Here is a 14,052-nt window from a genome sequence, read left to right as displayed (position 1 = left end):
AGACTCACCTTAATAACTACGCAATGCTTTAACGGTCTTATCGTCTAAGCGGCGAACCACTTCCGTTACAAGCTTGACTGTATTGAAGTAGTCATCCTCATGAATGACAGAAGTATGAGAATGCAGGTAACGAACTGGCACAGTAATAGCGATCGAAGGAACCCCATCACGAGTCAAATGCATTTGACCAGCATCGGTTCCCCCACCAGTGATCACGGTATATTGGAAAGGAATTTCCATCTCTTCGGCGACATCGATCACAAAATTCAATAATTTCTTGTGAGGAATCATGGAAGCATCGAAAATCAAGACTTGTGGGCCTTTGCCTAACACAGAATCCGCTTCTTTTGGTGTCATTCCAGGTGTGTCCCCAGCGGTACCAGTATCTAGGGCGATAGCGATATCGGGATTCACTAAGTGAGTGCTTGTTCGTGCCCCTCTTAGGCCAACTTCTTCCATCACGTCGCTGCCGGCAAACAAGCAGTTTGGATGTCCTTCGGCTGCCAAGGTTTCTAATACCCGTAGTGATACCGCCGTACCAATTCGATTGTCCCATGCTTTGGCTAGCAAAAATTTGCTGTCGTTCATCCGTTTGTATTGGATATAGGGGGTGATCATATCTCCAGGACGGATCCCCCAGCCTTTGGCTTCTTCTTCACTTGAAGCGCCGATATCGATGAACATATCTTTGATATCGTAAGGTTTGTTTCGAGTCTCTGGACTCAAGACATGGGGTGGTTTTGAGCCGACGACACCGTGGATCAATTTGCCATCATTGGTTTTGATCTCGACTTGCTGTGCCAGCATCACTTGCCCCCACCAGCCACCAAGGGTTTGAAATTCAATAAAGCCTTTTTCCGTAATTTTCGTTACCATAAAGCCGACTTCATCCATATGTCCCGAAATAAAAATTTTCGGACCGCCGCCATCACCAACATGTTTCGCAATGACACTTCCTAACCCATCAAAAAAGATATCTTCAGCAAAGTCTTTGGCATATTCTTTAAAGACTTCACGCACTTCCTCCTCATTCCCAGGAACCCCACGTGCAGTCGTTAGGTCTATTAAAAGCTGTTCTTCTTTTTTCTCCATCTTGCTTCCTCCTTTGTCTCATTGATTATGATTATACCATTCTCTTAATCTGGTGCCAGAGGGAAATACAAAAAGATTGGTTAAATGAAAAAAACGATCCTAGTTTCCTAGAATCGTTTTATCGTATAAATAGATCAAGTTTCAATAATCCGCAGACACAGCTTGACGGTAATCAAATAGGCAAATAGATAGACAACTGCTGCTACTCCTGCAAACAAATGAGCGACCCAATACCCGGGACTGTCGATGATCTGTGTGAAGGTATTGATAGCAAATACCGCATGCAAAATCGCTAATAAGGTGCCGGGCATAAAAATCCAAATGTTTTGCCAGTACACCAACTTGCGCACTTCGTTACGGGTGTAGCCTAATTTTGTCAATAGTCGGTAATTGTGCTTTTCCCGCTCCGTGTTAGAAAATTGTCGAACGATCAAACTACTAGACGTGGTGATCAAAACGATCACCCCAACAAACAGCGATACGAACAAAATGATTCCTGCTTGTCGCCGCACCCCCCGCATTGTTGTAAAGCGATTGGCTAACGTTAGCCGATAAGCGGTCGTCTGACCACTATCATTGCTTGAATCCCGTGCGGTCTCTGGATAAAAGCGTACGTTTTTTTGGTCGTCGCTAAATTCATAGGTCAAAGGATGCGCCCACTCGATCGGCAATTCTTCATCTAACAACTGCGTTAGCGCTTCTGTTTGCACCTTTTCGGTTTGCAAATAAGCAATGCTATAGGTGAATCCCTCGATTTGTTGGTACGCATCATCTTGAATGACAAGGACATTTGGCAAAGAATAGCGCAAGGCATAATCCCCAAAGTAGTCCTGCTGTGCTTGGATAAGTTTAAACTCATGTTGACTGCCAACTTTGACTTCATCCCGATACGTGACAAATGAACGAGTCACGTCGTACTGACTATCAAAAAGGACCGCTTGCTTGTCTGTACTCAGTCGAATTTCAGGAGCATTTGGAACCAGTTTTCGTAGACGCTGATAATCAGAAAGTGCCACCAGATTCACCATCATATTTTCTACACTTTCATCTTGCAACTCTCCTAGGTAGCGAGTCTGCACCGTCATATTGGTCATTTTGTAAGGAATCGTTTGCTCCGCTGTAATTGGCATACCCGACTTTTCTAAAAGGGTACGCAAGGTCCCCGCCTGCTCTCCTGACACTTGAAAAGAGGTTGGGTAGATACGGTTCGTTGCTTGGTAATTTAATGAGATGACCCCCATTGTTCCCCCAATCAGTGAGATCGCGATCGCGGTAATGATCGTCAAAAGGGCATAGCTTTTCCACGTCCTTTGCAAGTATGCACGCACGTTATTGTAAGCAATCAATTTTGCCCCTTTAATGAGGTGTTTTTTGGGTTTGCTCAAAAAATACAACAGTGCCGGCAACGTACAATCAAAAAAGAGATAGGTTGCCGTTACACAGCAAAATAGAATCAGTAATGGGATCCATAGAATCGCTGAAAAGTCTTGCGTATACGTGATATAGTTGGTCCATGTTTCCCGCAGGGTTAATGACAGATAGTAGCCTACTCCAAGTAGAATCAGACCTAGAACCCCCATTAAGGAACGAAACGGAGTCATTTTCATTTTTTTGATCGGTAAGCGGTATTCGGTCTTGATCAATTCACTCATTGGGGTACGCCAAACAAAAAGGATCACTTGAATACTCAAAATGATCATCGCCGCGATAAAAACAAAGACCGTCGAAAAAATCGATTGTGGGGAATTAAAGAAATGACTGGTTAAATTCAGGCCCATTGCCCGAATCAAAATCATTGAAAAGAATTTCGAAAAAATAATTCCCATAAAAATACCGGTTACTAAAGAGAAAAAATTCAGTAGAAACGTTTCCCGCAGCAGCAACCAAGCAAGACGACCTTGACGTAACCCCAAAAGCTGATAGACACTGATTTCCTTTTGTCGCTGGCTAAGAAAAAAATGATTGGCACTCAGCATAAAAAACAAGACAACAAATGCTACCACACTGCTGCCGAATCCTAATACCCCTTCGATCCGGATATCTTGCTGAACTCTTTGATTCAAGAGACGATCGTTCATCAAAGCATTAAATGAATAGAAAATCATCACGGCAGTCATCATACAGATAAAATACACCATATAATTGCGAAACTGCCGCAAAAAACTCCGCCAGCCGATTTTAAACAACATGGCGCGGACCGCCTCCAATCGTTGCCTGCATATCGATGATTTTTTCGAAAAATTCCTGACGACTGCCTTTTTTGACAACTTCTGCAAAGAAGACGCCATCGCGGATGAATAAAATCCGATTGCAGTAGCTGGCGGTGAAAGGATCATGAGTGACCATCAAGATCGTTGTTTTCTCTTGTTGATTGATTTGTGCCAAATACCGTAACAATTCTGTCGCCGCTTTTGAATCAAGGGCTCCGGTGGGTTCATCAGCAAAAAGGACCGCCGGACGACTGATGATTGCGCGAGCAGCAGCAACCCTTTGTTTTTGCCCTACAGACAATTCTTCTGGGTAACGATCCAATAAGTGTTCGATCCCTAACAAATTGGCCGTCTCCTCGATACGTACTTGGGTTTCCTTCACGGGCAAGCGATCAATGGCTAACGGAAGCAAGATATTGTCTCTGGCTGTCAATGTCTCTAAAAGATTAAAATCTTGAAAGATGAAGCCAATCTGCTGACGCCGAAAATCGCTGAGGGCTTTTTCCGACATTCGGGTAATGTCTTTGCCATCGATATAGATCGAGCCTAAGCTAGGTCGCATGATAGAAGACAACAGATTCATCAAGGTCGTTTTCCCAGCACCGCTTGGTCCCATAACCCCAACAAATTCTCCTTGATCCACTGCAAAAGAAAGGTTATCTAATACTTTGGTTTGATTGAATCGAGTGCCGTAACTTTTGGTCAGATGCTTCACATCAATCATATTTTTCACATAGAACCCTCCTTAAAAAAAATTCTCTCCTTATGGTAGCATACTTTTCATTGAATCGTTCTGCTTAAAAACAGAGAAAAAATAAATTTAAAAAAGTTTTTTATTCATTATGTGAAACATGGAACAACCAAATCCTTAATCTTATCAGTTTTCTCAGAAAACACCCCAATGAATATACACCATATATTGTGTATATCCAATTTACTACCCCTTATTCACCACTATATATAGTTGCTCATTTCTATAATATGTTTTATTATATTGAGGAAGATAAGGAGTGGTAGAAATGATGAACATTAAGAGAAATCCTGAGCAAGGGTTGGAAAGACAGTCCGCTTTGCGTCAGTTAAAAATCGTAAAACGTGATGGACGGCTTGTCGATTTTGATGATCAAAAAATTTACGATGCGTTAGTGAAAGCCCTAAGAAAAGTCAACGGCGAGCTTTCTCCCATCGACCACGAAAAAATCACCGAGATCGTTGACAGTGTCGATCACGAGATCGCGGAACGTTTTCGTACAAATGTAAAAATCTATGAGATTCAAAATATCGTCGAGCATATCTTGTTAGCAAAAAACGAGTATGCCTTGGCTGAAGAATATATCAACTATCGGACCCATCGTGATTTCGAGCGCAGCAAAGCAACAGACATCAACTTTACGATCAACAAATTGATGAATAAAGATCAATCGGTCGTCAATGAAAATGCCAATAAAGATAGCAATGTGTTCAACACACAACGTGATTTGACCGCCGGGATCGTAGGAAAATCGATCGGTTTGAAAATGCTGCCTCCTCACGTGGCAAATGCCCATCAAAAAGGCGACATTCATTACCATGACTTGGATTATCATCCTTACACACCAATGACCAACTGCTGCCTGATCGATTTTAAAGGCATGCTAAATAATGGGTTTAAAATTGGGAACGCCGAAGTGGAGTCGCCAAAATCGATCCAAACGGCCACCGCTCAAATCTCACAAATCATTGCAAACGTAGCATCGAGTCAATATGGCGGCTGTTCTGCTGATCGAACGGATGAATTATTGGCTCCTTTTGCTGAGTTGAATTATCAAAAGCATCTAAAAGATGCCGAAGAATGGATCGAGACGCCCGAACGTCGGGAAGCGTACGCGAAGAGCAAAACCCGCAAAGATATCTATGATGCAATGCAAAGTCTAGAATACGAAATCAATACGTTATTCACCTCGAACGGACAAACGCCGTTCACTTCCCTTGGCTTTGGTTTAGGAACCAACTGGTTCGAACGGGAAATTCAACGAGCGATTCTCCAAATTCGCATCAACGGGTTAGGCAGTGAAAAGCGCACCGCTATTTTCCCAAAATTGATTTTTAGTATTCGCCGCGGGGTCAACTTGGCCCCTACCGATCCAAATTACGATATCAAAGAACTGGCATTAGAATGTGCCACTAAACGGATGTACCCGGATATTTTGAATTATGATAAATTGGTTGAATTGACCGGTAGCTTTAAAGTGCCGATGGGCTGTCGTTCTTTCTTGCAAGGCTGGAAAAACGAACGTGGTGAAGAAATCAATGTCGGTCGGATGAATCTAGGTGTCGTGACATTGAATATTCCACGGATCGCCTTAGAAGCAAATGGCGATCAAGAAAAATTCTGGTCGCTGCTGGAGGACCGTCTGCAAATCGTTAAAGATGCCCTTGTCTATCGCGTAGAGCGCTGTAAAGAAGCGAGTCCCGCCAATGCGCCGATCCTTTATATGTATGGGGCTTTCGGTGAACGTTTGGATCGCAAAGACAATGTCAACGAATTATTCAAAAATAAACGGGCCACTGTTTCACTTGGCTACATTGGTTTATACGAAGCTGCTTCTGCTTTTTATGGCGGAACTTGGGAACAAGACCCAGAAGCAAAAGCCTTTACGATGGCGATCGTGAAAGAATTGAAAGCTCATGCGGATGCCTGGGGCGATGAATACGGTTATCATTTCAGCGTGTACTCGACGCCAAGTGAAAGCCTGACTGATCGTTTCTGCCGCTTAGATACCGAAAAATTCGGTGAAGTTGAAAATATTACCGACAAAGAATATTATACGAACAGCTTCCACTATGATGTGCGGAAAAATCCGACACCATTTGAGAAACTTGATTTTGAAAAGGACTATCCAAAATACTGTTCTGGTGGCTTTATTCATTACTGTGAATATCCAGTCTTGCAGCAAAATCCAAAAGCGTTAGAAGCGGTTTGGGATTACGCATACGATCGGGTCGCTTATCTTGGAACAAATACCCCTATCGATCACTGTTACGAGTGCGGATATGAAGGAGACTTTAATCCAACCGAACGAGGCTTTGAATGTCCACAATGTGGCAATCACGATCCAAAAAGTTGTGATGTTGTCAAAAGAACCTGTGGGTATCTTGGAAATCCTCAAGCTCGTCCAATGGTCAACGGTCGTCACAAAGAAATCTCTGCTCGGGTCAAACATTTGCAAGAATAATCATAAAAGGAGTGTTAGATTTCCTCTACACTCCTTTTATCGAAGACCAACCCCTGTAATTCACAATAGAAAGAAGTTTTCTTATGAGAAATCCTAAGCCCCAAGAATGGAAAGCAAACGAGTACAGTCAAAATTATATTGCTGATTACAAAGCCTTCAACTTTGTGGATGGTGAAGGCATTCGAAATAGTTTGTATGTGAGTGGCTGTCTGTTTGCTTGTGAAGGCTGTTTCAACAAAGCCGTCCAAAACTTTCGCTATGGGACACCTTTTACGCAAGAACTAGAGGATCGAATCATTGAAGATCTGCGACATGAGTATGTTCAAGGACTGACGCTCCTAGGCGGCGAACCTTTCTTAAACACGACAGTCTGTCTGAAAGTCGTTGATCGCGTTCGTGCTGAGTTCGGGCACAGCAAAGATATTTGGAGCTGGTCCGGCTACACCTATGAAGAATTGCTTTTGGAAACACCTGATAAACTGGAACTCTTATCCAAAATCGATATTTTGGTGGACGGCCGCTTTGAACTCAGTAAGCGAAACCTAAACTTGCAATTTCGTGGCAGCAGCAATCAACGAATCATTGATCTTGCTGCATCCCGTGAACAAGGAAAAGCGGTTATCTGGGCAAAGTGCAAAGATGCGGAAGCAAGCTACGAACAAATCAAAAAACAAATTTAACGATCAAAACACCGTGCATCTTTCAAAAAAGATACTGCACGGTGTTTTTTATTGCGATATTCAGCCAGTAAAGCTACTTTTTAAAGGTACTTACTCGCTTCACGAACCGTCAAAGGCGCCAGACTTGTTTGATAGCGCAGGAGAAAATCTTGAACCCACTGAGGATTTGTCTTGGCATAATCTCGCAAGGTCCAGCCAATGGCTTTGTTGACAAAAATTCAGAACTACCCAAATTGTTGACAAGGATCTCTTCTAGCAATGGTTCATCCATCTGTTCTTTTTACAACAGTTGGTGGAGAATCGCCACGCGCCGTAGCCAAAGATTATTGTCAAGACTCCAGCGAAGCATCTCAACCTTTAACGCTGGCAATCGGCGAACAAGTTTTCTAACGACCTCACTCAGTGCGTCCACGCTGTCCCACCAAGCTTTCGTTATGACCAACTGTTCAATTTTTGCTAGATCAACGGCTATTAAAAAGGGCTCCATCACCACTAAATAATCAATCCCAAAGTACTGGTGTTCTCGATAGTTACTTTGCCAACAATGATCGATAAAATCCCAATCGACCGTTTTCGTTTGTTTTGCTGCTTTAAAGGCTGTTTTTTCTTGCTGGCGGCGCAACGGCGCAGGAATGCCCAGAAAATCAAACTGATGCCGCATGTAGGCGGCCATTTTTTCACTTCGCTCCTGATCAGCCAACCCCACCATCGTGTCATATACTTGATAGAGTGTCATTTTGCTCCTCCTCTTTTACCTACTGCTCGTCAGATAGTTGCCATAAGGGCAGTACGATATTTTCATAGGTCAGTGGATCAAGATTTGTGACGGTGATCCCCAAAAGACGGATGCCTTTTTCCAAACCTAAAATTTCTTCCCAGATCAGACTTGCTTCGGAAAACAGCTGTTCTTTTTTATGAACATAGGTTGGCAAGGTCACTCGCTTGGTGATCGTAGAGTAATCACTGTAACGGACTTTTAACACGACTGTTTTGCCATGTTTTTGTGTGCGCTTCAGTGATCTTTCGACTTCTTCTGCGATAGCCCGTAATTGGCTCAAAACTTGTTCTTCACTAGTTAATGGATTGCCGTATGTATGCTCTTTTCCAACTGATTTTCGTTCTCTGGTCACACTGACTGGTGAATCATGGATTCCTCTAACTTTCCGATACAAGGAATACCCCATTTTGCCAAATTCGCGGATCAACGCCATCTCACTCCAAGCGTATAGATCGGCTCCTGTAAAAATGCCTAACTCATGCATCCTGGGGACAGTTTTCTTCCCGATCCCATGAAATTTATCGATGGGTAGTTGGTGTAAAAAGGCCACTGCCTCATCCGGCATCACCACCGTTAAACCTCGTGGTTTATGATAATCGGAAGATAGTTTTGCCAAGAATTTGTTGTAACTGACACCCGCCGAACAGGTCAAATGAGTCTCTTGCCAAATGTCTCGTTGAATCAAACGAGCGATCTTGATCGCGGAAGGACAATTGATTTTGTTAACTGTCACATCTAGATACGCTTCATCGATAGAAACTGGTTCGATGATGTCGGTGTATCGGTGAAAAATTTCTCTGACTTGCTGGGACACTTCACGATACTTTTGATGATTCCCCGGTTTAAAAATCGCTTGCGGACAAAGCTCGTAGGCTTTTTGCGCACTCATTGCCGAATGGATACCATATTGTCGCGCCAAATAATTCGCTGTCGTGACCACTCCTCGTCCGCCAGTATCGCTTGGGTGACGGGCAATCACGAGGGGATGCTTGGCCAGCTCAGGATCATCCCGTTCTTCCACCGAAGCAAAAAAAGCATCCATATCAATATGAATAATTTTGCGGCTCGTATCATTTTTTAAGGGAAATTGCAGTTCCGACATCGTTGCTCACCTCACTTCTCATTATAAACGAACAGAGGTTCCCTATCAAGCAAGGAATCAAGCGAAGCACGCAAAAAGGACCAATTTTCATTGGTCCTTCCCTCTACGTTCACTGCTTTTGCTGCAAAGTTCATAGTCTAAGAATTTCTGTTATAAGGCGGCTTCCCCTCGTTCATTGGTGCGAATCCGAATCGCTTCTTCCAACGGGTAGACGAATATTTTGCCATCACCGACTTCATCTGTTCGACAGATCGATAAAATCAACTCAATCACATCGTTAACTTTTTCATCTGCTAAAACGAAACGGACATTTACTTTTGGTAAAAGAGTCGTGATCACTTCTTGGCCACGAATAAACTCTTTTAGGCCTTTTTGATTGCCACATCCGAGGACTTGACTGACCGTCATCCCGCTGATCAGATCCGATTGATCCAATGCGGCTTTTAGCTCCTCTAATTTTTCTTGGCGAATAATCGCTTCAACTTTTTTCATGACTGCTCCTCCACTCTTAAGAATCTAACCCCATAAAGGTAGGATAGGCCGTTTCATCATGTTCGATCCGATCCATCCCCACCGCTTCTTCTTGCTGAGAGACCCGAATCGGCATCACCCATTTGATCAAGGTGATAATGACAAAGGATAGGATACCGGCAAACAAAATCGTGAACACGATACTTTCGGCCTGTGCGATAAAAAGATCAATACCGCCATAAAGCAATCCTGAATGTCCACCAACAGCTGGATCAGCAAAAATCCCGGTCATCAAACCGCCAAAGATTCCGCCTACCCCATGACAACCAAAGGCATCCAATGCATCATCTAAGCCTAATCGATGTTTGATGACGGAAATAAAGAAGTAACAAAACGGACTGACTAAAGCGCCAATGATAAAGGAAGACCAAAGGGAGACAAACCCCGCCCCTGGAGTAATCGCAACTAAGCCCACCACTGCTCCGGTACAAGCACCGACGATCGTCGGTTTGCCCACGACGAGTTTTTCAATCAACATCCAAGACAGCATCGCACTGGCTGCTGCCGTATTCGTGGTCATCAAGGCGTGGATCGCTAGGCCATCAGCTGCTAGAGCAGAGCCGGCATTAAAGCCAAACCAACCGAACCATAGCAATCCCGCTCCTAGAACAACGAATGGAATATTATGAGGTCGATATTCCGTTTGATGAAATTCTCGTCGTTTGCCGACAACGATCGCTAAGACTAACCCACTGATTCCTGAGCTGATATGAACGACATTGCCTCCTGCAAAGTCGATCGAGCCGATCGCATCTAAGAAGCCGCCGCCCCACACCATATGCGCCATTGGAAAATACACGAAAACCAGCCAGAAGCCAATAAATAGGAAAATAGCAGAGAACCGCATTCTGCCAACAACTGATCCAGTGATGATCGCCGTTGTGATCAAAGCAAACATCATTTGAAAGGCAGCAAATAACCCTTCAGGAATTCCCTCTCCTTCTGACATCGAAACATGATTGAAAAAGACTTTGTCTAAATTGCCAATAAATGATCCTGTCCCGCTAAAGGATAATGTATACCCTAGAGCGACCCAGAGGACGGACGCCAAGCCCATCGTACAAATCACCATCATCATGGTATTGAGGATGTTTTTGCGTCGTTCCAATCCTCCATAAAAAAATGCCAATGCTGGAGTCATTAGAAAAACCATACCGCTACAAATTAAAATAAATGCAATATTCCCTGTATCCATTTTACACGCCTCCCTTTCTATATGTTAGCTATCCTAACACCATATTTTCGAATAATCTAGATTTTTCTGAGAAAAACATGAATTTCCTGAAAATAGCTGACTTTATATGTTAGGTAATGTCACATAAGTAGGCGTGTGATACAAAAAAATACCGAGAGAAGTCTCGGTATGATTACTCTTCTATTTGGTGATACGCTTGATAGACAAGCTGTTTCTTTACTTGATTACGCTTAGCCACTTCTTTGATCGCTTCTTTTGAGGACAATTCGGCCTCTTGCATCAAGGCAGCCACTTGTTCTGCGTAACTTCCTTCATAAACAATTTCTTGTATTTCAGAAGACCCTTCCACCAACAGACAGCATTCTCCTTTGATTGACTGCTGTTCTAGATAGTCAGTCAGTTCTGAAAAAGTTCCGCGCAAGTATTCTTCGTGGATTTTCGTCAATTCACGGCAGATGACTGCCTGCCGTTCACCAAATACCTCTTGCATCGTTTCAATCGTCGCAGCGATTCGATAGGGTGATTCATAGAAAATCATCGTTGCTTTCTGGGTCGCTAATTCACTCAAGGCTTGTTTTTGTTCTTTTTTCTTACGAGGTAAAAAGCCATAAAAGAGGTTTGGTTGCGGTGATAAGCCAGAAGCAATCAGCGCGGTCAAACCAGCCGTAGGTCCTGGAAGCGCAATCACCGCAATTCCTTCGACCAAGCACGCCTTGACTAATTCATGCCCCGGATCACTGATGGAGGGCATACCAGCATCGCTGCATTGGGCAATGGTCTTGCCCATCTGCAGCTGTTCTACCAACTGCGGAACTCGCTCTTTATAATTGTGTTCATGTAAGCTTTTTTGCGGTGTCGTGATCTCAAAATGATTCAACAATTTCTGGGTATTACGAGTATCTTCACTTGCGATCAGGTCCGCTTCTTTTAAAATTTTGACACACCGGACCGTCATATCTTCCAAGTTTCCGATCGGCGTCGGAACAAGATACAATTTTCCAGTGTCTTGTTTATAACTTTGCTGCTTTAGCATGTTCTGCTCCTTTCGAAAAAAAGACCAGTGGAAACTGATCTTTTTTCTAACGAACCTATTAGACTGTCAGTCAGTTATTTGCCGCTTTCACGATAGATCACTTCTAGACAAAATGCACAAGGTTCATCATGTTCTCTGCGAGAACCGTATAAGTCATAACAAACATGAAATCCTTCTTCGTAAATCTTTTCTAAATTCATTCGTGATTTAGAAAGTTCTTGTTTGACCGATTCAGCGGGTGCATCTGCCACTTGGTTCAACTCACGAATGTGTTCACGTAAGCGTTGATTTTCCAATTCTAATGTCGTATTTTTTTCGACGATTTCTTGCAAAGACTGCTTCATTTCTGCTAGATTATTTAAGGAATTTTGCAACTCCGATTCTAACTGATTCAATCCGTCATATATTGATCGTTTGTCCATGCTCATTATGGTCACCTACTTATTTTGTCACTAGCTCTTCATAATCATATTCGATTGGTGTTTGCCGATCATGCAAACGGACTTTGATCACTCGGCTTAACAGATCTAGCCCAACCACACGTCCTTTGCCATCTGGCGTTTCAACTTCCTTGCCGCGATCCGGCAATTCTTTTTTTGCCCGCTCATACTCTTCACTCTCGTACTTAAGACAACACATCAAGCGACCGCATAATCCTGAGATTTTCGTAGGATTCAAAGAAAGTCCTTGATCTTTAGCCATCTTAATGGATACGGGAATAAAATCTCCTAGAAACGTCGCACAGCACAGTTTTCGCCCACAAGGACCCACTCCCCCTAGTGCTTTGGCTTCATCTCTGACGCCGATTTGGCGCAGTTCGATCCGGGTATGAAATTCACTTGCCAAGTCTTTGACTAATTCACGAAAATCAACACGGCTTTCTGCGGTAAACGAGAAAATCAGCTTTGTTCGCTCGAAGGTATAAGCTACTCGAATCAGTTTCATCGGCAGCTGGTGCGCCCGGATTTTTTCTTTTCCGATTTTTAAGGCTTCATCTGCCGCTTGTTGATTGGCTGCTGCCTGTTCCAAATCTTTCTTCGTCGCCCGACGTAAGATAGGTTTGACTACCTGAGGCAAATCGCTCTCATTCATTTCTCTGCTTTTGGTAACCACCGTAGCAAGACATTTGGCATCTTGTGATTCCACGATGACTTGGTCATTTATGGTATAGGTCTGTTTTTTCGGTGCGTAAAAATAAATCTGGCCTACGTCATGATAACGCACTCCGACAACTTCGATCATCTCTGGTCTCCTTTTCCGGCTGCTGCGTTTTATCCATAGATGATTTTCACGGAAAATTGTTCTGCCACACCTTGGAAAGACACATTGGCTTGCAGCTTTTTTTGTGCTTGCAATGCGGCTTCAATGGCACGATTGATCTCTTTTCCCCATAAACCTTGCGCCAACAATCGATCCCGCTCCTCTTGAAAGTAAAATAACAAGAGCAAAAAGATTTCTGATTGCTGATTTTTTTCTTTTGCTAGACCCAATAATTTTTTCTGAACAAAAATAAATGCTTGCGGGTCTTTCTTCAAAAGGTAATTCACCCAACGCTTAACAGCATCCTTAGTTTCATTAAACCATTCATCTTGCGAGATTTCAACTGCTTTATGATAACTATTGGTCAAGTGACTTAGAAGTCGGCTTGTCTCTTTAGAAAGTCCCTCTTCTTGTAACTTTTCTTGCAGTTTTTCTTTTGACAAAGGAGAGAAATGAATGATCTGACAGCGGGACTGGATGGTTGGCAAAATACGACCAAGGCTCTCCGTTTCTAAGATTGCCAAAAAGTTTCCCACCGGTTCTTCCAAAAACTTTAATAAACTGTTGGCAGCGCTGTTGTTCATTTTATCTGCTTGAGACAAAATAAAAATCTTTAAACGGCTCTCAAAACCGCTTTTTGAGAATTCTTCTTGTAGTTGCCGAATCTGATCAACTTTGATCATCTGTCCATCTGGTTCTATTTGGATAACGTCCGGATGCTCTCCTTGAGCAATCCGCACACAGTTACTGCATTTCCCGCAAGGTGCTTCTTCTTGCACGTCGGTACAAAAAAGGCGTTTTGCGAGCCATAGACTTAACTCATGCTTGCCAGTCCCCTTGTCCCCTTCAAAAAGATAAGCATGAGCAATGCGCCCATGCTTGATACTTTTTTTTAGTTGGGCAAAAACAAGAGGCTGATATTCTTGTAGAAATAACTCCTCCATGAAATGCTCCTT

General features: G+C 43.2%; 12 protein-coding genes and 1 pseudogene. 2 read left to right on the top strand and 11 right to left on the bottom strand.

All coding sequences use genetic code 11. The annotated features are described in order from the left end of the window. Positions 1 to 9: 9 nt before the first annotated feature. From IGI84_RS06475 to IGI84_RS06465, 3 genes are all read right to left on the bottom strand, one after another. Positions 10 to 1,092, bottom strand: a complete 1,083-nt coding sequence (locus IGI84_RS06475; protein WP_077452472.1) for a M42 family metallopeptidase — start codon at positions 1,090 to 1,092, stop codon at positions 10 to 12. Positions 1,093 to 1,226: 134 nt separating this feature from the next. Next, positions 1,227 to 3,281: an FtsX-like permease family protein gene (locus tag IGI84_RS06470; protein WP_081118479.1), complete on the bottom strand. Its 2,055-nt coding sequence runs from the start codon at positions 3,279 to 3,281 to the stop codon at positions 1,227 to 1,229. Continuing rightward, entirely contained in the window at positions 3,271 to 4,035 is a 765-nt protein-coding gene (locus IGI84_RS06465) for an ABC transporter ATP-binding protein (protein WP_005236606.1), read from the bottom strand. Before IGI84_RS06465 ends, IGI84_RS06470 begins: the two co-directional genes overlap by 11 nt. A gap of 286 nt (positions 4,036 to 4,321) precedes the next feature. Between IGI84_RS06465 and nrdD the strand changes: the two genes are divergently transcribed. Continuing rightward, a complete protein-coding gene (gene nrdD / locus IGI84_RS06460; RefSeq protein WP_077452475.1) occupies positions 4,322 to 6,517 on the top strand; it encodes an anaerobic ribonucleoside-triphosphate reductase in 2,196 nt (731 codons plus the stop codon). 83 nt (positions 6,518 to 6,600) lie between these two features. Next, positions 6,601 to 7,197, top strand: coding sequence for an anaerobic ribonucleoside-triphosphate reductase activating protein (nrdG, locus tag IGI84_RS06455; RefSeq protein ID WP_140965525.1), 597 nt, complete (start codon positions 6,601 to 6,603; stop codon positions 7,195 to 7,197). 80 nt (positions 7,198 to 7,277) lie between these two features. Here nrdG and IGI84_RS06450 read toward each other — a convergent pair. The 8 genes and pseudogenes from IGI84_RS06450 to holB all read right to left on the bottom strand — a co-directional run bounded on the left by IGI84_RS06450 (position 7,278) and on the right by holB (position 14,040). Next, positions 7,278 to 7,933, bottom strand: a pseudogene (locus IGI84_RS06450) (DNA alkylation repair protein). Between the two features lie 19 nt (positions 7,934 to 7,952). After that, complete coding sequence (gene dinB, locus IGI84_RS06445) at positions 7,953 to 9,077, bottom strand: DNA polymerase IV (RefSeq protein ID WP_086292651.1); 1,125 nt, start codon at positions 9,075 to 9,077, stop codon at positions 7,953 to 7,955. Between the two features lie 150 nt (positions 9,078 to 9,227). Continuing rightward, positions 9,228 to 9,569: a P-II family nitrogen regulator gene (locus IGI84_RS06440; protein ID WP_086292653.1), complete on the bottom strand. Its 342-nt coding sequence runs from the start codon at positions 9,567 to 9,569 to the stop codon at positions 9,228 to 9,230. Between the two features lie 16 nt (positions 9,570 to 9,585). Further along, the gene (locus tag IGI84_RS06435; protein WP_081118474.1) at positions 9,586 to 10,803 is read right to left on the bottom strand and encodes an ammonium transporter; all 1,218 of its coding nucleotides are present in this window, start codon (positions 10,801 to 10,803) and stop codon (positions 9,586 to 9,588) included. 172 nt (positions 10,804 to 10,975) lie between these two features. Next, complete coding sequence (gene rsmI / locus IGI84_RS06430; protein WP_200125053.1) at positions 10,976 to 11,836, bottom strand: 16S rRNA (cytidine(1402)-2'-O)-methyltransferase; 861 nt, start codon at positions 11,834 to 11,836, stop codon at positions 10,976 to 10,978. Positions 11,837 to 11,910: 74 nt separating this feature from the next. Beyond that, positions 11,911 to 12,258: a DNA replication initiation control protein YabA gene (locus IGI84_RS06425; RefSeq protein ID WP_077452675.1), complete on the bottom strand. Its 348-nt coding sequence runs from the start codon at positions 12,256 to 12,258 to the stop codon at positions 11,911 to 11,913. A 19-nt stretch (positions 12,259 to 12,277) separates the two neighbouring features. Further along, positions 12,278 to 13,078 (bottom strand): PSP1 domain-containing protein, encoded by an 801-nt coding sequence (locus IGI84_RS06420; RefSeq protein ID WP_200125055.1) that lies wholly within the window; start codon positions 13,076 to 13,078, stop codon positions 12,278 to 12,280. A gap of 29 nt (positions 13,079 to 13,107) precedes the next feature. Further along, entirely contained in the window at positions 13,108 to 14,040 is a 933-nt protein-coding gene (gene holB / locus IGI84_RS06415; protein ID WP_081118471.1) for a DNA polymerase III subunit delta', read from the bottom strand. Positions 14,041 to 14,052 lie beyond the last annotated feature (12 nt).

It is taken from the genome of Enterococcus sp. DIV0008 (genome assembly GCF_050542615.1).
Taxonomy (GTDB): Bacteria; Bacillota; Bacilli; order Lactobacillales; family Enterococcaceae; genus Enterococcus_D; species Enterococcus_D innesii.
The sequence above is the reverse complement of the archived record's forward strand: the minus strand, read 5'-3'. Positions and strand labels throughout refer to the sequence as shown.